Below are 18,257 nucleotides of genomic sequence, written 5' to 3' on the forward strand. Positions count from 1 at the left end.
GGTGGGGTGAGTAAATACTCACCCCACGCTACTCGAGGAGAACCGGCCACTCATGAGGATCACGGTATTCGGCGCCACCGGCGGCACCGGCCTGGAGCTGCTGCGCCAGGGGCTCGACCGCACCCACCAGATCACCGCCGTCGTGCGCGACGCCACCCGCCTGCCCCCCGAGCTGCGCGATCGTCTCGACGTCGTGGAGGCCGACATGATGGATCCCGACGCCATCGCGCCCGCCGTCAAGGACCGCGACGCCGTGCTGAGCGCGATGGGCCCACGCGACCGAGGCCCCACCACTGTGCATTCGGCCGGCATCACCTCCATCCTGGCCGCCATGGACCGGGTGGGCGCCCGCCGCCTGCTGATGGTCAGCGCCTCCGGCCTGGAGGCCGACGCCGGCGACGGCCCGTTCACCCGGCACGTGCTCAAGCCCCTCGTCGTCCAGCGCCTGTTCCGCCACTCCTACGCCGACCTGGCCAGGGCCGAGCGGCTGCTGCGGGCCAGTGACGTGGACTGGACGATCGTGCGGCCCTCGCGCCTGAGGAACGCCGGCCGTACCAACCGCTACCGCACCGCCAGGGACCTCAACCTCCGGGGCGGCATGAACACCACCCGCGCCGACCTGGCCGACTGCATGCTGGAGCTGATCGCCGACCGCACCTCGGTGCGCCACGTCATCTCGGTCGCGACCTGATGGAGCGGCAGCGGGCCCCGCTATCTTGGGCCCTGTGATCCGCGCCGTGGTGATTGATGTGGACGACACGCTCTGCCTCACCGAGGAGGTGTGCTTCGAGCTCGAGAACGACGTACTGGCGCGCATCGGTGGCGGGCCGATGTCGCGGGCCGCGCACGTGGCCACGTGGGGCCTGCCGTTACTGGAGGCGATGCCGAGGCGCTCACCCGGTGTCGACCTCGACGCCTTCACCGCCGCCTACGGGGACGTGCTGCGGGAATACGTGACGGCCGGGCGGCTGGACGTCGTCGTGCCGGAGAACCTGCGGGCGCTCGACGCGCTCGCCGCCGCCGGCCGCAGCCTCATGCTGCTGACCTCACGCACCGAGGCGGAGATGGCGCACCTCATGGCGCCGGACCACGTGCTCGGCGGCCGGCTCGACGCCGTCTACCACGCGGGCAACATGCGCTTCGCCAAGCCCGACCCCCGGGCCTTCGACGAGCTCCTGGCCGCCACCGGGCTGGAGCCCCGCCAGTGCCTGTACGTGGGCGACTCTCCCGGGGACGCGCAGGCCGCGAACGGGGCGGGCCTGCGCTTCATCGCCTGCATGCAAAGCGGTCTCCGGCGGCGGGCCGACTTCGACCCGTACCGTGTCGACGCCTTCATCGACGCGTTCCCCGAGATGGTCGACGCCGTGGCGCGCCTGGAAGGCACGCGCCCGGCACGAGCCGTGGCGGGTCAGGTGATGAGCGCCGACGGGTCGCGTTCGGGCGGTCCGGCGGGCCACCACTCGCCGTCGCGCAGGGCGTAGGGGTACCAGCGGCCGTCGCGCCCGTAGCGCAGTTGCAGGGGGCCCAGCGTCCAGCGGTTGCGCCAGGTCTGCGGGCGTGGCGGGTCCTCGCCCTCCCAGCCGGCCTCCAGCAGCGCCTGGGCCCGGGCCAGGTCGCGGCGGGGCGGGGTCCAGGCGCGGTCCAGGACGTCCAGGGCGTCGGCGCCGCCGTACCGCCAGGCCTGTACGGCGGCCTCGAGCCCGCGGCCCGGCCCGAGATCGTGGTCGGCGGCCAGCCGGACGCGGTCCTGGTACTCGGTCAGCTCCGGCAGGTGCCCGCGCAGCAGCAGCTCGCGGGCGCGCGCGGCGGCGGAGGCGGCCAGCACCGCCAGGGCGGCCACGTCGACGCCCGCGTCGGAGGCGGGCCCGAGCGCGGGCCCAAGGGCGGGCGGGGTGTAGGAGACGTCGTACGGCGGCGGGTCGGGCAACGGCGGGACCCCCGCCGCGTACGCCAGCGCCGCCGGCACCCCCGACGGCGCCGGAGCGGGGGCGTCGCGCCCCTGCAGCGCCTCGATCAGGTCGCCCTCGCCGCGCCCGCGCATGAGCAGCAGCACGAACGGGTCGGCGTCCAGCAGCCAGGACGCCTGGTAGCACAGGGCGGCGGCGTGCTTGCACGGATGGCCCCAGTCGGGGCAGGAACATTCGGGTTCGAGGTCGCCGACGGCGGGCAGCAGCGGCACGGCGGCGTCCTCGGCGGCCTCGACCAGGTCGTGCGGCATGTCGCGGTCGAGCAGCGCGGCGATGTGGCCGGCCTTGGCGGCGACCTGGTCCAGGAAGCGTTCCCAGGCGGCGTCGGTGAGCTGCTCGACGCGGACGACGGTGTCGTACTCGCTCTCGGCCACGGCGGCGATGCGGCCGGGGCTGACGGTGATGGGGCCGAGCCGGCCGTGCTTGGCGTACGCGCGGCCCTTGCGCAGCAGCACGTGGTCCAGGGAGGTGTCCTCCAAGGCCTGGATCCAGGCGCGTCCCCACCAGGAGGTGGCGAAGCGGGCGCCGGCGCGCTGCGGGGGGAACGCGGCGAACCCACGGGCGTTGGTCATCGGAGCTCCACGAGGGCGGCGAGTTCGGCGTCGGTCAGCTCGGTGAAGGCGGCCTCGCCGGAGGCGAGCACGGCGTCGGCGAGCGAGCGTTTGGCGGCGAGCATCTGGGCGATGCGGTCCTCGATCGTGCCTTCGGCGATGAGGCGGTGCACCTGCACGGGTTTGGTCTGGCCGATGCGGTAGGCACGGTCGGTGGCCTGGTCCTCGACGGCGGGGTTCCACCAGCGGTCGTAGTGGATGACGTGGTCGGCGCGGGTGAGGTTCAGGCCGGTGCCGGCGGCCTTGAGCGACAGCAGGAACACCGGGGCGCTGCCGTCCTGGAAGCGCTCGACCATCTCCTCGCGGCGGGCGACGGGGGTGCCGCCGTGCAGGAGCTGGGTGGCCACGCCGCGCCCGGTCAGGTGGCGTTCCAGCAGCCGGGCCATGGCGACGTACTGGGTGAAGACGAGCACGGCGCCGTCCTCGGCGACGATGGTGTCGACGAGCTCGTCGAGCAGCTCCAGCTTGCCGGAGCGGCCGGGCAGGCGCGGGGTGGCCTCGTGCAGGTAGTGCGCGGGGTGGTTGCAGATCTGCTTGAGCCCGGTGAGCAGCTTGACGATCAGGCCACGCCGGGCCATGCCCTGGGCGTCGGCGATCTGGGCCATGATCTCGCGCACCACCGCCTCGTACAGGCCGGCCTGCTCGGTGGTGAGCGCGACGGGCCGGTCGGTCTCGGTCTTGGGCGGCAGCTCGGGGGCGATGCCGGGGTCGCTCTTGCGGCGGCGCAGCAGGAACGGCCCGACCAGCCGCGACAGCCGCCCGGCCGCGTCGGTGTCGCCGGATTCGACGGGTTTGGCCCAGCGTGCCCGAAACCTGCCGAGCGGGCCGAGCAGCCCGGGGGTGGTCCAGTCGAGGATGGCCCACAGCTCCGACAGGTTGTTCTCCACGGGGGTGCCGGTCAGGGCGACGCGCGCGGCGGCGGGGATCTCCCGCAGGGCCTTGGCGGTGCCGGAGGCGGGGTTCTTGACGTGCTGGGCCTCGTCGGCGACGAGCAGTCCCCAGGGGTGGGCGGCCAGGCGGGCGGCGTCCAGGCGCATGGTGGCGTACGTGGTGAGGACGAACCCCTCGTCGGCGAGCGTGCGGTTGGCGCCGTGGTAGCGGCGTACGGGCACGCCGGGCGCGAACCTGGTGATCTCGCGCTCCCAGTTGCCCAGCAGCGAGGCGGGGCAGACCACGAGGGTGGGGCCGGCGGCGCGGTGCAGGTGCAGCGCGATGAGCGTGATCGTCTTGCCCAGGCCCATGTCGTCGGCCAGGCAGGCGCCCAGGCCCAGCGAGGTCATCCTGGCCAGCCAGCGCAGCCCGGCGAGCTGGTAGTCGCGCAGGGTGGCGGCCAGGCCGGCGGGCGGGGCGACGTCGGCGGGCTCGCCCAGCCGCTCGCGCAGGTCGTTCAGCCAGGCGGTGGGCTCGACGGGCACCTGCTCGCCCTCGACCTCGACCGTGCCGGTCAGGGCGGCGCCGAGCGCCTCGATGCCGGTCAGCGGTTTGAGGTCGCGCTGGCGGGCCTTGCGGGCCAGGTCGGGGTCGATGAGCACCCACTGGTCGCGCAGCCGTACGACGGGGCGGTGGGCCTCGGCGAGCCGGTCCATCTCGGCGGCGCTGAGCCGCTCACCGCCGAGGGCGAGCTGCCAGTCGAAGCTGGTCAGGTGGTGCCCGCCGAGGAAGGAGGGCATGTCGGAGGGGGCGGCGTCGCGCTCGCCGATGACGGCGCGGGCGCTGAGACCGCTGACGAGGGACTTGGGCCAGTGCACGTCGACGCCGGCGGCGGCCAGGCGGTCGGCGGCTCCGGCCAGGAGCTCCTCGACGTCGCCGTCGGAGAGGGTGAGCTCGTCGGGCACGGCGCTGTCGAGCAGGCGTTCCAGCCGGGGCCAGGCGCGGGCGGCGCGGCGCACGGCGAGCGTGGCCTCGATCCGGGCGCGGGCGCCGAACCCGGGGTCGCGGCCCTGCCACAGGTCGGCGGCGTCGACGACGAGGGAGGGGTCGGCCAGGCTGTGCAGCTGGGCGACGGCGCGGAACTCGGCGGCGGCCGGGTCGTCGGCCTCGATGCGCAGCGACAGCCGAACGCCGGAGTCGAGGCCGGAGGAGACCTCCTCGGCCCAGCGGCGCAGGTGGCCGACCTTGACGGGTTTGGCGGCGGCGTAGGCGGTGGTGCCGGTGGCGCGCACGGCGCCGGGCGAGCGCGGCATGGCGTCGGCGACGGCGTCGAGGAAGGCCCGCACCAGCGGCTCGGCGTCCGGCAGCAGGTCCCCGTCAATGGGGATGGCGCGGGCGGTGGCGGGCATGGCGGCGGCCAGCTCGCGTACGCGCTGGAGGTCGGCGGTGTCCAGCGGCCCGGCCCGCCAGGAGTCGTGCTCGCCGGGCGAGACCCCGGGCAGGATGCGGCCCCGGGTGACGAGCTGCAGCGCGACGAGCGCCGCCGCGCCCCAGAAGCGGGTGGCCGGGTGGGCGTGCGGGTCCATGCGAGCCCTGGCCAGCCCGGCCACCGCCGTGCCGACGGGGACGAGGGTGGCCGGGACGGGCCGGGTGCGCACCCGGCCCCCGTCCTGCTGCGCGTCCTGCCGCACGTCCTGCTGCGCGTCCTGCTCCGCGTCGTGCTCCTCGGCGACGGTGACGAGGGCGTCGCCGGCCGGGTCGAGGAAGGCGATGTGCCCGGACCTGGGCGGGTCGCCGGGTCGGAAAACTGCCGCGTGCCGTGCCAGATCCGTCAAAGAGCTCACGGCCGTACAGTGTACGGTACACCGGGGGTGTGGTTAACCACAGTTCTGGACGGGCAGCTTCCTCATTCCGCGCTTATCCGGATCTTCCATAACCTTGATCTCATGACTGAATGGCTGGTTGGACTGATGGAGAGTCTCGGCGCCCCCGGCGCCGGGCTCGCGATCGCGCTGGAGAACCTCTTCCCGCCCCTGCCCAGCGAGGTGATCCTGCCGCTGTCCGGTTTCACGGCCAGCCAGGGTTCGATGGACCTCCTGGACGTGCTGGTGTGCACGACGCTCGGCTCGGTGATCGGGGCGCTGGCGCTTTACTGGGTGGGGGCGATGCTGGGGCGGGAGCGCACCCTGGCCATCGCGGCCAAGCTGCCCCTGGTCAAGATCTCCGACATCGAGAAGACCGAGGCGTGGTTCCAGCGTCACGGCCACAAGACGGTCTTCTTCGGCCGGATGATCCCGATCTTCCGGAGCCTCATCTCCGTGCCGGCCGGCGTGGAGCGGATGCCGCTGCCGACGTTCACGCTGCTGACCACGGCCGGCAGCCTCATCTGGAACACCATCTTCGTGATGGCCGGCTACCTGCTGGGCGAGAAGTGGTCGCTGGTGGAGCGATATGTCGGCATCGGCACCAACGTGGTGATCGGGCTCGTCGTGCTCGCGGTCGCGGTCTTCATCGGCGTCCGGCTGACCGAGCGGCGCAAGGGGAGGCATGCGAGCCGCCGCTGAGGGGCTGCGCGTGGTCGGCGCGGTGGCGCTGGGCACCGTCACCGCGCTCGGCGAGCTCGTCTTCCTGCTGCTGACGCTGCCGTTCCTGGGCAACCCGAACGTCGCGGAGGCGGCCCGGCGGCTGGCCCGGATCGAGGCCCGCCGCCTGCGCCTGGACCTGGCCGAGCTGGACGCGCTGCGCGAGGGCCGCGACGGGCGGGCCGCGCGCTACCTGGCCGCGCGCGTGCCGGCCGGCGTGCTGGGCGGCCTGGTGATCACGCTGCTGGTGTACGGGGCGGGGGTGGCGGTGCTGCTCGCGGTCTCGTGGGGGCGGGGCGAGCCCTTCGACGGGATGCTGCCCTCGCCGCCGCTGGTGGCCTACATCCTCGTTGGCGGATTCGTACTGCTGTTTCTGGATTTGTCGGGCGTGGCGGGGGTGCACGCCCTGGAACGCCGGCTGGCGATGCGGATGCTCGGCCCCGACCCGACCCGCGCGCTGGAGCGGCGGATCGCCGAGCTGGCCGAGAGCCGGGCGGGGATCGTGGCGGCGGTCGACTCCGAGCGCCGCCGGATCGAGCGCGACCTGCACGACGGGCTGCAGCAGCGGCTGGTGGCGCTGTCGATGCTGATCGGCCGCTCCCGGCGGGGTCGCCCGGAGCTGCTGGAGCAGGCGCACCAGGAGGCGCAGCAGGCGCTGGCCGAACTGCGCGAGGTGGCCTGGCGGGTCTACCCGAGCGGGCTGGACTCGCTCGGGCTGGGCGAGGCGCTGGCGGGGGTGGCCGAACGCTCCAGCGTGCCGGTCAAGGTGGACTGCCAGCTGGATCGGCGGCCGCCGATGGCGGTGGAGACGGCGGCGTACTTCGTGGTGTGCGAGGCGGTGACGAACGCCGCCAAGCACGCCGGCGCCACGCTCATCACGGTCGAGGTGGGTCCCGAGGGGGACGGGGCGGTGCTCGTACGCGTGGGCGACGACGGCGCCGGGGGCGCGCGGGCGGACGGGGGCGGCCTGTCGGGGCTGGCCCGGCGGGTGGCGGCGCTGGACGGCGACTTCGAGGTGAGCAGCCCGGTGGGCGGGCCGACGACGATCACGGCGGTGCTTCCGTGCGGGTGATCCCGCGTTTTCCGGAGGTCTGAACTCCTTCTGCTGCACCCGGCTCCGACAAGCATGCCCGTCTTGACAATTATATTTTTCGGTGGGAGGGTGAAGGCACCTCAGAAAGAGCTGGAGAGACATCATGAGAAGGATCGTCGCGGGGTTGTTCATCTCGCTCGACGGCGTGGTCGAGGCGCCCGAGACCTGGCATTTCCCGTACTTCGACGAGGACATGGGCCAGGCGGTCGCCGCGCAGATGCGGGCCGCCGACGCCATGCTGCTGGGCCGGCGCACCTACGACGCCTTCGCCGCCCACTGGCCACACCAGGACGCCACCCGCGACCCGATGGCCGCGACCATGAACGCCACGCACAAATACGTCGTCTCGGCCACCCTCACCGACCCGGCCTGGGAGAACACCACGGTCCTGGCCGGCGACCCGCGCAAGGAGCTGGAGCGGCTGAAGGAGCAACCCGGCAAGGACATCGGCATCACCGGCAGCCCCACCCTGGTGTCGTGGCTGCTGCGCGAGGGCCTGCTCGACGAGCTCAACCTGCTGGTGCACCCCATTGTCGTGGGCGCGGGCAAGCGCCTGTTCGAGGGCGGAACCGGGCAGATCCCGCTCACGCTCACCAAGTCCGCCACCTTCGGCACCGGTGTGCTGAACCTGACCTACACGAGGGCCTGACATGCCTGCCAAGACCGTCGCCGGCAAGCTGCTCATCAAGCCCGGCACCGAGGTGTGGATCTCCGACGCGGCCCACCGCCCGCTGGTGGAGCCGCTGCCCGAGGGCGCCCGCCACGCCGACGACCTCAAGGGGGCCGACGTGGCGGTGTTCTTCGCCGCCGACGCCGCCGCTGCCCGGCGGCTGCTCGACGAGCACCGCGCACTGCTCACCGAGCCTTCCGTCGTCTGGGTGGCCTACCCCAAGGGCAACAAGTCGGACATCAACCGCGACACGCTGTGGCCGATCGTGGGCGAGTACGGGCTGCGCCCCAACGGCCAGGTCGCGGTGGACGAGGTGTGGTCGGCGCTGCGCTTCCGCCCGCTGCGGGAGGGCGAGGCCCCGTTCACGGGCGGGCGCGGCTGAGCGCGGTGGAGTAGCCGAATCCGTCGACGGTCCGATGCGTCTGGGTCCGCTGGATGTCGATGCCCGGCTGAGGGGCCGTACGGGCGCTGCCGGCGGGTCCTGCCCGGGTGATGGCGGGTGCGAGCGCCGCCACGAAGGCGAGGGATCGAAGCACCCTCTTCTCCTTGGCTCTTGTTCGGGCGAGGTCGAGAAGAGGGATAGTGATCGATCACTTCTGCCTCGACGCCGAGTGAGCGGCACCGGCTAGGCTTTGACGCACACAGCGAGGAGAGGGGTCCCTTGGACGAGCCTGAGACGCCGCGCCTCACGATCCATGAGGTAGCCCGGCGTGCGGGTGTTTCTCATCAGACCGTTTCCCGGTACTTCCGGCACAACGAAACCTTGAGACCGGCGACCCGCGCGAAGATCGACCTGGTCGTCCAGGAGTTCAACTACCGGCCGAATCTGGTCGCGCGCTCCATGCGCACCCGCCATACGAACCGGCTGGCGATCACGCTGCCCGCCTCCTCCTACCTGTGGCCGGCGCGCCTGCTCCGCGCCGCCTCCTCCGCCGCGCACGACGGGGGCTTTCAACTGGAGGTCGTCAGCGTGGAGGGCGATCCGCGCGCCAGAGCGGAGCGGGTCTTGGAGCTGGCCGGTTCGGGGCAGGTCGAGGGCATCCTGTCGCTGACGCCCTTGGAGATCGACCCCTCTTCCTCGCCGGTGCCCGTCGTCGTCACGGGCGACTACGACGACATGCTGCGCGGGGTCAACGAACTGGCGGACGCCTCCCCGATCCAGGAGATCGTCGAATATCTCGCCTCGCTCGGCCACCGGGTCTTCTTCCACATCGCGGGTGCGCAGAGCTGGGCCTCGGCCCGCAATCGCAAGCAGGTCTACGAGCAGACGATCGAGCGCCTTGCGCTCACCTCGTACGGCGTCGCCCTCGGCGACTGGAGCCCGCAGTCCGGCTACGACGCCGTACGAGGGCTGCCGGACGGGTGCGGCGTGACCGCCATCGTCGCCGTGAACGACCACGTGGCCATGGGCGCCGTGCGAGCAGCGCTCGCGCGCGGTTGGCGCGTTCCCGGCGACGTCAGCGTGTTCGGCTGGGACGACGAGGAGCTGGGGCGCTTCGCCACTCCCGCGCTCTCCACGGTGGCCGTCGACAGGGAGGCGCAGGGGCGGGAGGCCATGGCAAGGCTCATCGCGGCAGTACGCGGCGAGCCCGCGCCGCCGCCTCCCGAGCGGTCGATCAACCGGATCATCGTCCGTGAGACAGTCGGCCCGCCGCCCGCCGGCGTGTATTGAGTCGGCCTGCGCCGATGTGCTAACTCTATGGCGCCATGAGCTCCCTCCACCCAAGGCTCCGGTCATGAAGGACCCATCCGTGATCATGATCGACGATCAGGTCCGGCACCAGACGATCGACGGGTTCGGCTTCTCCACGGCCTTCCGGCGCAACGAGCTGATCAAGTCTCTCTCGGAGGACAAGCGGCGCGAGGTCCTCGACCTGCTGTTCGACCCGGTCAAGGGGGCCGGGCTCACCATCCTTCGCCTGGGCATCGGCTCGGCGCCGGCCGGCAGCCCCTACGACGAGATGGTGTCGATCCAGCCCGAGGATCCCGGCGGACCGGACGCGCCGCCCCGGTATGTCTGGGACGGAGACGACAACAGCCAGGTCTGGGTGGCCAAGGAGGCTCAGCGGTACGGGGTGCAGCGGTTCTTCGCCGTGGCCTGGAGCGCGCCCGCTTACATGAAGGACAACGGCGACGACAAGAACGGCGGCAAGCTGAAGCCGGAATGGCGCCGCGCCTACGCCGACTACCTGGTGCAGTACACGAGGTTCTACGCCGGGCAGGGAGTCCGGATCACCGAACTGGGCTTCGCGAACGAGCCCGACTGGACGGCCCCGCATCCCTCCATGCGCTTCACCCCGAAGGAGGCCGCCGACTTCGTCAAGCTGCTCGGCCCCCTCGCCTCGGGCGTGCGGCTGGTGTGCTGCGAATCGCTCGGCTGGGAGGAGGCCAAGGCGTACATCGCCGCCATCGCGGCCGACCCCGAGGCCCGGCGCTGGGTGAAGGTCTACACCGCGCACGGCTACGGCACCCCGGTGGACACTCCGCTCCCGACGAAGCAGCCCACCTGGATGTCGGAGTGGAATCCGAACGGCACCACCTGGAACGAGAGCTGGTACGACGGCAGCGGCTCCGACGGCTACACGATCGCCTCGGCCGTGCACGACGCGCTCACCTTCGGCAACGTCTCCGGCTACCTGTACTGGCTGGGCGCTTCGGAGGGGAACACCCGGGCGCTGCTGCGGATCGACGGGGAAACCGGGACCTACCGGGTCTCGAAGCGACTGTGGGCGCTGGCCGCGTTCAGCAGGTTCATCAGGCCGGGTGCGGAGAGGATAGGGGCCTCGGGAGCGGTGCCCTCGCTGAAGGTGTGCGCGTTCCGCAACCCCGACGGCTCGCGCGTGGTCGAGGTGCTCAACACCGGCGTGGCGCCCCGCGCCTGGGCGGGCGTGAGCGAGACGGCCGAGGTCTACCTGACTGCCAGCGGGCGGCGATCTCGCTCACGTCGCGGCCGTCCTCGGCGGCCTGGCGCAGCTCGTGCCCGACGAGGTCCTCCGGCTGCACCCAGGTGAGGCGGATCATGCGCGCTCCCCGAATCGGGCGCGGGTGCGGGTGCGGGTGCGGGTGATCATGCGTGGTCGAGGTCGGCGAAGGCGGACTCGTGGGCGCGGCGCCGTACGAGGTCGTCGGCGTGCACCCGGCGCGCCACCCCGGCGATCGCGAGCCCGGGAGCCACCAGGTCCGTACGGCTCGCGGCCGCCACCCCCTCCACCCACTCCGGCGGCACGGAGGCCAGCCCGCCGAGCGCGCCCGCGATGGCGCCGCCCATGGAGGCGATCGAGTCGGCGTCGCGCCCGTAGTTCACCCCGCCCAGCACCGTGTCGCGGAAGTCGCCCTTGGCGATCACCAGGAACCCGAGCGCCAGCGGCAGCTCCTCGATGCTGTGCACCCGGCTCGGCCGCCGCGCGCCCAGCCCCTGGTCGCGGTAGGTGTCGGCGACCGTGTCGAAGGGCCGGACAGCGGCGCGCAGCGCCTCGAACGAGCCGTCCCAGTGCCCCAGCCCGGCCGCGGTCTCGCAGACCGCCTCGATGGCGGCCCGGGTGCCGTCCTTGGCCAGGCGCAGGCAGGCGGCCACCACGGAGTCGGCGGTGGCGCCCGGCCGCATGGCCTCGGCGACGGCGGCGGCCATGACGCCCGCGGCCTCGCGGCCGTAGCTGGACTGGTGCGCCCCGGCCAGGTCGACGGCCTCGGCGTAGGCGGCGTCGGGGTCGGCGGCGTTGACGATGCCGACGGGGGCGACGTACATGGCGGCGCCGCAGTTCACGATGTTGCCGACGCCGGCCTCGCGCGGGTCGGCGTGCCCGTAGTGCAGGCGGGCCACGATCCACTTCTCGGCCAGGAAGATCCGCTGCAGCGGCAGCGCCTCGGCCTCCAGCTCGGGGATCCACCGCCGCTCGCCCATCAGCTCGGGCACCAGGTGCTCGGCCATCGAGTAGGCGTCCAGGTGACCGCCGGCCTTCTCGTACACGCGGATCAGGGCGTGCGTCATCAAGGTGTCGTCGGTGATGTGGCCGTCGCCCTTGTGGTACGGGGCGACGGGGCGGGCGTTGCGCCAGTCCTGGTTGAACGGCGGCACGATGCCCTCGACGCGGCCCCCGTACCGCTGCACGATCTGCTCGGGAGTCCAGCCCTCAGTCGCGCCGCCCAGCGCGTCACCGACCGCCGCCCCCGCCACGCAGCCGGTGGCCCTGTCTTCAAGCGGCGTCATGCTATGTCCTCCAATAGTTGGATCAAATCTCGGCCCGCCAGATCAGGCAGGCAACAACCGGCCAGCGTACGGGTCGAGGCGGTCCACCCCTCCGGGATCGCCTCGTACCCGCCGCAGGCCCCGGCCAGCGCCCCCGTGAGCGCGGGCGCCGAGTCGGCCAGCGGGGCCAGGCACGCCGCGGCGGGCACGGCCCTGCCCAGCTCGCCGCCGGACACCTCGGCCAGCGCCAGCGCCACGGGCACCGTCTGCGCGGCGCCCACGCCGTAGCTGTAGACGTGGTCGAGCAGCGCGCCGTCGAGCGCGGGGATCGCGCCGAACGGGTCGCCCGCCTTCCGCGCGGCGGCCAGCGCCAGGCGGGCGTTGTAACCGATGGCGGTGTCCTCGGGCAGGACGGCCAGCGCCGCCTCGACCGCGCCCGCCACCGAGCCCGACGCCACGGCCTCGGCCACCGCGGCGGCCATGGCCAGGGCGCCCAGCACGCCGTCGCCGGCGTTCGTCACCTGGGCGTCCGGCGCGGGGTCCCTCCCCAGGGCCCCGAACGCGACGGCCCTGACGGCGGCGGCGTCGTCGAAGTGGTGCGGGTTGTCGTGCCCGGAAGCGGGCGGCTCGACGCCCCTGCCCAGGTTGTCCAGCGCGGTCGCCACGGAGATGCGCGCCCTGACGCGCGGCGACTCCCCGTCCGGGGCGATCAGCTCCCTGAACGCCTCGGCCCTGGGCCGGTCGATGGTGAGCGCCGTCCACGCGAGCCACTCGGCGTCGTCGGACGGCCCGATCCGCAGCGGCGCGACCGGCTGGTTCAGCGCGAACGGCACCGGCAACGTGGTGACCTGGTGCTCCTCGGCGAACGCGTCCAGCTCGCGGTGCAGGCGGCGGCTCCAGGGCGCGTGCAGCGCCGCCCGGTGCCTGGCCGCCGGCCACCCGGCTGCGTCGCCGGTGGCGAGCCCGGCGAAGGCTCCCCTGATTCTGTCCCCCGACATTGCGATCTACAGTCCTCCCGCCGGTTCGTCGGCGAGTTCGTCGGCGAGCTCGTCGGCGGTGTCCAGCACGTGTCTTCCGGCCACGACGGGCAGGCATTTGCCCGTCACGGCCCCGATCCTGGCGGCCCAGCGGGCGGGCACGCCGCCCTCTCCCTGCCCGGCCCCGGCCACGGCACCGGCGATGGCGCCGATCGTGTCGGCGTCGCGGCCCAGGCTCACCCCGAACGTCACGGACGTCTCGACGTCGCCGTCCGCAGCCAGGAAGGCGGTCAGGGCCAGTGCGACGGCCTCGGGCGCGACGTCGGTCCACGGATAGTGCCTGACCACGACAGCCTCGTGCAGGGCCTCGATGACGTCGGGGTCGCCGGGATCCGGGGACGGGCCGAGCGCCGCGCGGGCGCGTACGACGTTCCGTGCCGTCCACGAGTCCGCCGGGATCACCGACAGCGCCGCCGACACCACCTCGCCGGGCGCGGCCCCGCCCATCGCGGCGGCCACCGCCCCGGCGACCGCGCGGCCGCCGAGTATGCCCTCGCCCGACCCGCTGACCAGCCCGTCCTGCTCCACCAGCCGGGCCGCCTCCGCCGGATCGCCCGGGCAGAAGATCCCGTAGGGCGCGGCCCGCATCGCGAGCCCGTCGGACCAGCCGTGCGAGTGCACCAGCCCGGTCAGCGGCGGCTCCAGCCCGCGGCGAAGCGCTTCGATGGTGCCCAGCTCGGAGAAGCCGGCGCCGCGCATCGGGCCCGTCACCCGGGGGATGATCTCCTCCCGGTACGCCGCCGCCACGTCCGCGGCGGTCAGCGCGTGGCCGTGCCGTACCAGCAGCGAGGCCGCGAAGATGGCGTATTCCGTGTCATCGGTGCCCCCGCCCTCGATCTCGGTGAGCCTGCCCCACCGCCGGCGGATCTCCGCCGGCGACAGGTTCTCGGCCGGGGCCCCGAGGGCGTCGCCGGCCGCCAGGCCGAGCAGGCACCCCCGGGCTCTCTCCCTCAACGAAGTCAACGCTGGTACCGCTCCAACACCTCGTTGCCCTCCTGGACGAGCTTCGTGGCCGCCTCGTCGAGGGTGATCTTATTGGCGAAGTACTCCTGCAGCACCGGAGTGGCGACCTTGCTCTTCCACTCGTCGAACCCGTTCACCTTCAGGAACGGCGCCACGACCAGGTTCTTCGCGGAGGCGGTGGCCACGTCCCAGCCATTGTCCTTCGTGGTCATCGCCGGGTCGGCGGCGGCCGTCTGGGAGGTCGGCAGCAGCCAGTCGCCCTTGGCGAGCTTGGCCTGGTTCGGCCCGTTCAGGAAGAACGAGATGAACTTCATCGCCTCGTCGGGGTGCTTGCTGTCCTGCGCGATCGACAGCGTCTGCGAGACCGCGCCCTGCTGGGCGCTGGTGCCCTTGGGCGCGGGCAGGGTGACCCACTCGAACCCGTCAGGAGCCTGCTCGACGACCTGCTGGCGCAGGTAGACGCCGGCCGGGAGCAGCGCGAACTTGCCCTTGTAGAACGCGGGCAGCGGGTCCGCGGTGCCCTGGCCGAGGGCGGCCGGGTCGGCGGACTTGTCCTTGTAGAGCTGGTCGTGGATGCGCTGGAGCACCTCGCGCTCCTCGGGGCCGACCTTGACGGTGGTCTTGCCGTCGGCAGTCTGGAAGAACGTGCCGCCGAAGTTGAGCGCCAGGTTGAGCGTCTTGTTGACCGGCGACTTCATCGGCCAGGCCACGCCGAAGGTGCCGCCCTTGGTCATCTTCTTGGCGGCTTCGGAGAACTCGTCCCACGTCCACGGGTTGTCCGCGGCGGGGACGCGTACGTCGGCCTCGTCCAGCAGCTTCTTGTTGGCGATGATGACCTGCGACTCCTGCAGGAACGGCACGCCGTAGACGCCCTGCTCGCCCTTGCCGCCGTCGAAGGTGACGGTGTCCCAGGCGGACTGCGGGATGTCGCTCTTGAGCTCGGCGGGCAGCTTGTCGGTCAGGTCGAGCAGGTAGCCGTCACTGGCGAAGCCGGACAGCGCGGGCGAGTCGTTGTGGATGACGTCGGGTGCCGTGCCGCCGGCGAACTGGGTGACGAGCTGGTCGTTGACGTTGTCCCAGCTGCCCTGGACGTAGGTGACCTGGATGGTGGGGTTGGCCTTGTTCCACTCGTCCACGAGCTGCTTGTTCGCGGCGACGGATTCCTTCTGCCACGCCAGGCTGAGGAAATTGATCTTGACTGGCTCGTTGGGCGCGGACGACGGCTCGCCACCGCCTCCCCCGCCGCACGCGGCGGCCAGCGTGAGGAGCGCCGCCGCCGCCAAAGCGGACTTGATTCGCATATGAGCCTCCTAGCCCTTGACGGCGCCGGCCATCAGGCCGGACTTCAATCGCCGCTGGATGATTGCGAAGAAGATCAGGCTCGGGATCGTCGCCATGAGCGACGCTGCGGCCAGCGGTCCGAGCCTGGCCACTCCCTCCGGGCCGGTGAACCTCACCAGCGTGAGCGGGAGCGTCATGACGTCGGGGTCCTGGAGGATCACGAGCGCGAACATGAACTCGTTCCAGGACGAGATGAACGAGAACAGCAACGTGGCCACCACGCCGGGCGCGAGCAGCGGGGCGACCACGCTGACGATCGCGCGCAACCGGGTCGCGCCGTCCACGGACGCCGCCTCCTCCAGCTCGCGCGGCACCGCGCGCACGTATCCCTGCAGCATCCACAGCGCGAACGGCAGCGTGAACGTCACGTGCACGACCACCAGGCCCGGCAGCGTGTTCACCAGCTCCAGGTCGCGCAGGATCATGAAGAGCGGGATGATGATCAGGATGAACGGGAACACCTGGCTGACCAGCACCCACCCGATCGCGATCTTGTTGACCAGGCTGCGGTAGCGCGCCATCGCGTAGGAGGCGGGCAGCGAGATCAGCACCGTGATCACGCTGCTGAACAACGCCACGACCAGGCTCCGCGTGGCCGCGCCGACGAGGTCCTGCTCGCCGAACGCGTCGCTGAAGTTGGCCAGCGTGGGCTCGCGCGGGATCCAGGTAGGGTCCGCCATGGCCATCTCCTGCGGCGTCTTCAGCGCCGTGGACAGCAGCCAGACCAGCGGGAACGCCAGGAAGACGATGTACGCCAGCAGCGCCGCGTACTGTGAGACGCGCCCCATCACTTGGCCTCCCTCATCTGCCGCCACAGGTAGAGCCCGAGCACCGCGAGCACGACGATCGCCATCGCGAGGCCGAGCATCGAGGCGTAACCGGCGAAGCGATACCTGAACGCCTCCTCGTAGGCGAACAACATCGGCAGCCGGGTCTGGCCGCCGGGCCCGCCCTGCGTAAGCACGTAGACCAGGCCGAACTGGTTGATGTTCCAGACGAAGTCCAGCGAGGTGATCGCCACGATGACGGGGCGGAGCTGGGGCAGCGTGATGTTCCAGAACCGCCGCCACCGACCGGCGCCGTCCACCTCGCCCGCCTCGTAAAGCTCCTTGGGGACACCCTGCAGGCCCGCCAGCAGCACGACCGTGGTCTGCGGCATGCCGGTCCAGATGCCGACCACGATGATCGCGGGCAGCGCGAGCGAGAAGTCGGCGAGCCAGTTGATGTCGGTGCCGAGCACGTCGTTGAGGATGCCCGCGTCGGGGTGGTACACGAGCTTCCACATCAGGCCGATGACCACCGGCGGCATCGCCCACGGCACCACCGCCAGCACCCGGGCCACACTCCTGAAGCGCAGGTTCTGGTTGAGCAGCAGCGCCAGGCCGAGCGCGGCCAGGAACTGCAGCACGGTCACCGAGACCGCCCAGATCGCGCCGATCCGGAACGAGGACCAGAAGTCGTCGTCGGACAGCAGCTCGACGAAGTTCTCCAGGCCCACGAAGCTCGTCTCGTGGACGCGGGTGTTGCGGGCGTCGGTGAACGCCAGGCCGATGCCGTACAGCAGCGGGCCCACACTGAACAGCAGCACCGGCACCATCGCCGGCAGCATCAGCAGCCACATCTCCCGCGTCTCGCGCGAGATCCCGCGGCGCTTGGCCCGCGGTCTCCGCGGCGGCGCCGGTCTCGTCACGGTCGCCGTCACGCCCCGCCCTCCTTCCGATCCGTGCGCTCGTACGCGATGGCCTCGGACCCGGCCGTGGACGCCCGTACGACGAGGCGCGGCGGCACCGTGACCAGGCGGGGCTCGCGGTCGCCGCCCTGCAGCCGGTCGAGCAGCAGCTCGGCGGCGGCCTTGCCGCGCTCGGCGGAGCCCAGCGAGACGCTGGTCAGCGACGGCCACGAGGCCGCGGCCAGGTCCGTGTCGTCCATGCCGACCACCGCCACGTCCTCCGGCACCTGCTTGCCCGCGGCGCGCAGCACGTCGAGGGCGCCGAGCGCGATCAGGTCGTTGGCGCACATCAGCGCGTCCACGTCGGGCACCCGGGCGAGCAGCTCCGCCACCGCCCGGCCCCCTTCCGCGCGGTAGAAGTCGCCGATCTGCACGAGGTTCTCGTCGTAGGCCAGGCCGAGGTCGGCCAGCGCCTCCCGGTACGCGGCCCCGCGGGCGGCGCCGGGCACGGTGTCGAGGGGGCCGTTGATCATGGCGATGCGGCGGCGGCCGAGCGAGTAGAGGTGATCGACCGCCAGCCTGACGCCGGTCCGCGAGTCGGCGCGTACGTTGTCCACGCGCGTCCCCTCGGGGACCGAGCCGATGATCACGACGGGCGCCCTGGCCGCGGCCAGCATCTCGAGGTGGGCCTCGGTGACCCGCAGGGGGCTCATGATCAGCCCGTCCACGTACCGCTCGCCCAGGCTGTGCAGCACGTCGATCTCGTCGGCCACGACGGCGTCGGTGGAGTGCAGGACGAGGCGGTATCCGGCGGCCTTCAGCACGGGCTGGATCTCGCGGAGCATGGCCAGGTAGGCGGGGTTGCCGACGTCCGCCATGGCGAAGGCGACCTGGTGGGTGCGGCGCGACTTGAGCGACCTGGCCACGGCGTTGCGCACGTAGCCGAGCTCGTCGGCGGCGGCCATCACCTTGCGCACGGTCTCCTGCCTGGTCGGCAGGCCGTTCAGCACCCGCGAGACGGAGGCGATCGAGACACCGGCGCGCTCGGCGATCGTGTTGATCGTGGGTCCGTCGGCCAAGGCTGTCCTTCCCTGAGGTGTAAACGTTTACGGAAGGCAATCTGTAAACGTTTACCGTGTGGGGGACATGAAACCTGGATGTAACTTGCAGGTCAAGTCACGATCGCATAACACCAGCTCAGGGGGCATGTTGGCAAATTACGGCAGGTAAAGGACCCGGCCCCGCGCACCGCCGCCCGCCCCGCGACG

The 18,257-nt window shown here is 72.3% G+C and carries 18 protein-coding genes; 8 read left to right on the forward strand and 10 right to left on the reverse strand.

Annotated elements, in window-relative coordinates; all coding sequences use genetic code 11:
- Positions 1 to 52 precede the first annotated feature (52 nt).
- Positions 53 to 691: an SDR family oxidoreductase gene (locus tag AB0J69_RS41230; protein WP_364129507.1), complete on the forward strand. Its 639-nt coding sequence runs from the start codon at positions 53 to 55 to the stop codon at positions 689 to 691.
- A gap of 46 nt (positions 692 to 737) precedes the next feature.
- Positions 738 to 1,481, forward strand: coding sequence for an HAD-IA family hydrolase (locus tag AB0J69_RS41235; RefSeq protein ID WP_364129510.1), 744 nt, complete (start codon positions 738 to 740; stop codon positions 1,479 to 1,481).
- On the opposite strand, the gene AB0J69_RS41240 is transcribed toward AB0J69_RS41235, so the two are convergent.
- Positions 1,409 to 2,539, reverse strand: a complete 1,131-nt coding sequence (locus AB0J69_RS41240; protein WP_364129513.1) for an SWIM zinc finger family protein — start codon at positions 2,537 to 2,539, stop codon at positions 1,409 to 1,411. The genes AB0J69_RS41235 and AB0J69_RS41240 overlap by 73 nt on opposite strands.
- Positions 2,536 to 5,292, reverse strand: a complete 2,757-nt coding sequence (locus AB0J69_RS41245; protein WP_364129515.1) for a DEAD/DEAH box helicase — start codon at positions 5,290 to 5,292, stop codon at positions 2,536 to 2,538. The genes AB0J69_RS41240 and AB0J69_RS41245 overlap by 4 nt, the downstream gene beginning before the upstream one ends.
- Before the next feature lie 102 nt (positions 5,293 to 5,394).
- Between AB0J69_RS41245 and AB0J69_RS41250 the strand changes: the two genes are divergently transcribed.
- The 4 genes from AB0J69_RS41250 to AB0J69_RS41265 all read left to right on the forward strand — a co-directional run bounded on the left by AB0J69_RS41250 (position 5,395) and on the right by AB0J69_RS41265 (position 8,175).
- Entirely contained in the window at positions 5,395 to 6,012 is a 618-nt protein-coding gene (locus AB0J69_RS41250) for a DedA family protein (protein WP_364129518.1), read from the forward strand.
- Positions 5,996 to 7,102 (forward strand): histidine kinase, encoded by a 1,107-nt coding sequence (locus tag AB0J69_RS41255; RefSeq protein WP_364129520.1) that lies wholly within the window; start codon positions 5,996 to 5,998, stop codon positions 7,100 to 7,102. Before AB0J69_RS41250 ends, AB0J69_RS41255 begins: the two co-directional genes overlap by 17 nt.
- 124 nt (positions 7,103 to 7,226) lie before the next feature.
- Complete coding sequence (locus AB0J69_RS41260) at positions 7,227 to 7,772, forward strand: dihydrofolate reductase family protein (protein ID WP_364129523.1); 546 nt, start codon at positions 7,227 to 7,229, stop codon at positions 7,770 to 7,772.
- 1 nt (position 7,773) lies between these two features.
- Positions 7,774 to 8,175 carry a hypothetical protein gene (locus AB0J69_RS41265; protein ID WP_364129526.1) on the forward strand — a complete coding sequence of 134 codons (402 nt, stop codon included), beginning with the start codon at positions 7,774 to 7,776 and terminating at the stop codon, positions 8,173 to 8,175.
- On the opposite strand, the gene AB0J69_RS41270 is transcribed toward AB0J69_RS41265, so the two are convergent.
- Positions 8,156 to 8,329, reverse strand: a complete 174-nt coding sequence (locus tag AB0J69_RS41270) for a hypothetical protein (RefSeq protein WP_364129529.1) — start codon at positions 8,327 to 8,329, stop codon at positions 8,156 to 8,158. The genes AB0J69_RS41265 and AB0J69_RS41270 overlap by 20 nt on opposite strands.
- A gap of 125 nt (positions 8,330 to 8,454) precedes the next feature.
- Here AB0J69_RS41270 and AB0J69_RS41275 point away from each other — a divergent pair, with 125 nt between their 5' ends.
- Together AB0J69_RS41275 and AB0J69_RS41280 are read left to right on the forward strand one after the other, a co-directional pair.
- On the forward strand, positions 8,455 to 9,465 hold the full coding sequence (locus AB0J69_RS41275; protein WP_364129531.1) for a LacI family DNA-binding transcriptional regulator: 1,011 nt from the start codon (positions 8,455 to 8,457) through the stop codon (positions 9,463 to 9,465).
- Between the two features lie 64 nt (positions 9,466 to 9,529).
- The gene (locus AB0J69_RS41280; protein WP_364129534.1) at positions 9,530 to 10,804 is read left to right on the forward strand and encodes a glycoside hydrolase; all 1,275 of its coding nucleotides are present in this window, start codon (positions 9,530 to 9,532) and stop codon (positions 10,802 to 10,804) included.
- Positions 10,805 to 10,860: 56 nt separating this feature from the next.
- Here the strand turns inward: AB0J69_RS41280 and AB0J69_RS41285 are convergent, their stop codons facing one another.
- From AB0J69_RS41285 to AB0J69_RS41315, 7 genes are read right to left on the reverse strand one after another with little or no spacing between them, the layout of a single operon-like run.
- The gene (locus AB0J69_RS41285) at positions 10,861 to 12,000 is read right to left on the reverse strand and encodes an ADP-ribosylglycohydrolase family protein (protein ID WP_364129536.1); all 1,140 of its coding nucleotides are present in this window, start codon (positions 11,998 to 12,000) and stop codon (positions 10,861 to 10,863) included.
- Complete coding sequence (locus tag AB0J69_RS41290) at positions 11,997 to 12,977, reverse strand: ADP-ribosylglycohydrolase family protein (RefSeq protein WP_364129538.1); 981 nt, start codon at positions 12,975 to 12,977, stop codon at positions 11,997 to 11,999. Before AB0J69_RS41290 ends, AB0J69_RS41285 begins: the two co-directional genes overlap by 4 nt.
- A 6-nt stretch (positions 12,978 to 12,983) precedes the next feature.
- Entirely contained in the window at positions 12,984 to 13,970 is a 987-nt protein-coding gene (locus AB0J69_RS41295; RefSeq protein WP_364129541.1) for an ADP-ribosylglycohydrolase family protein, read from the reverse strand.
- Positions 13,971 to 13,975: 5 nt separating this feature from the next.
- Positions 13,976 to 15,280, reverse strand: coding sequence for a sugar ABC transporter substrate-binding protein (locus AB0J69_RS41300; RefSeq protein ID WP_364129544.1), 1,305 nt, complete (start codon positions 15,278 to 15,280; stop codon positions 13,976 to 13,978).
- 9 nt (positions 15,281 to 15,289) lie between these two features.
- Positions 15,290 to 16,108 (reverse strand): carbohydrate ABC transporter permease, encoded by an 819-nt coding sequence (locus tag AB0J69_RS41305; RefSeq protein WP_364129546.1) that lies wholly within the window; start codon positions 16,106 to 16,108, stop codon positions 15,290 to 15,292.
- Entirely contained in the window at positions 16,108 to 17,022 is a 915-nt protein-coding gene (locus tag AB0J69_RS41310; protein WP_364129549.1) for a sugar ABC transporter permease, read from the reverse strand. The genes AB0J69_RS41305 and AB0J69_RS41310 overlap by 1 nt, the downstream gene beginning before the upstream one ends.
- The gene (locus AB0J69_RS41315; protein ID WP_364129551.1) at positions 17,019 to 18,068 is read right to left on the reverse strand and encodes a LacI family DNA-binding transcriptional regulator; all 1,050 of its coding nucleotides are present in this window, start codon (positions 18,066 to 18,068) and stop codon (positions 17,019 to 17,021) included. The genes AB0J69_RS41310 and AB0J69_RS41315 overlap by 4 nt, the downstream gene beginning before the upstream one ends.
- Positions 18,069 to 18,257: the final 189 nt, after the last annotated feature.

The sequence above is a fragment of the Nonomuraea sp. NPDC049709 genome (genome assembly GCF_040674815.1).
In the GTDB taxonomy this organism is placed as follows: Bacteria; Actinomycetota; Actinomycetes; order Streptosporangiales; family Streptosporangiaceae; genus Nonomuraea.

Excerpts from the sequence above, each read along its gene's own strand:
- AB0J69_RS41300 (WP_364129544.1), bottom strand. The coding sequence starts at position 15,280 with ATGCGAATCAAGTCCGCTTTGGCGGCGGCGGCGCTCCTCACGCTGGCC.
- AB0J69_RS41285 (WP_364129536.1), bottom strand. The coding sequence starts at position 12,000 with ATGACGCCGCTTGAAGACAGGGCCACCGGCTGCGTGGCGGGGGCGGCG.
- AB0J69_RS41305 (WP_364129546.1), bottom strand. The coding sequence starts at position 16,108 with ATGGGGCGCGTCTCACAGTACGCGGCGCTGCTGGCGTACATCGTCTTC.
- AB0J69_RS41240 (WP_364129513.1), bottom strand. The coding sequence starts at position 2,539 with ATGACCAACGCCCGTGGGTTCGCCGCGTTCCCCCCGCAGCGCGCCGGC.
- AB0J69_RS41230 (WP_364129507.1), top strand. The coding sequence starts at position 53 with ATGAGGATCACGGTATTCGGCGCCACCGGCGGCACCGGCCTGGAGCTG.
- AB0J69_RS41250 (WP_364129518.1), top strand. The coding sequence starts at position 5,395 with ATGACTGAATGGCTGGTTGGACTGATGGAGAGTCTCGGCGCCCCCGGC.
- AB0J69_RS41260 (WP_364129523.1), top strand. The coding sequence starts at position 7,227 with ATGAGAAGGATCGTCGCGGGGTTGTTCATCTCGCTCGACGGCGTGGTC.
- AB0J69_RS41290 (WP_364129538.1), bottom strand. The coding sequence starts at position 12,977 with ATGTCGGGGGACAGAATCAGGGGAGCCTTCGCCGGGCTCGCCACCGGC.
- AB0J69_RS41255 (WP_364129520.1), top strand. The coding sequence starts at position 5,996 with ATGCGAGCCGCCGCTGAGGGGCTGCGCGTGGTCGGCGCGGTGGCGCTG.
- AB0J69_RS41280 (WP_364129534.1), top strand. The coding sequence starts at position 9,530 with ATGAAGGACCCATCCGTGATCATGATCGACGATCAGGTCCGGCACCAG.
- AB0J69_RS41265 (WP_364129526.1), top strand. The coding sequence starts at position 7,774 with ATGCCTGCCAAGACCGTCGCCGGCAAGCTGCTCATCAAGCCCGGCACC.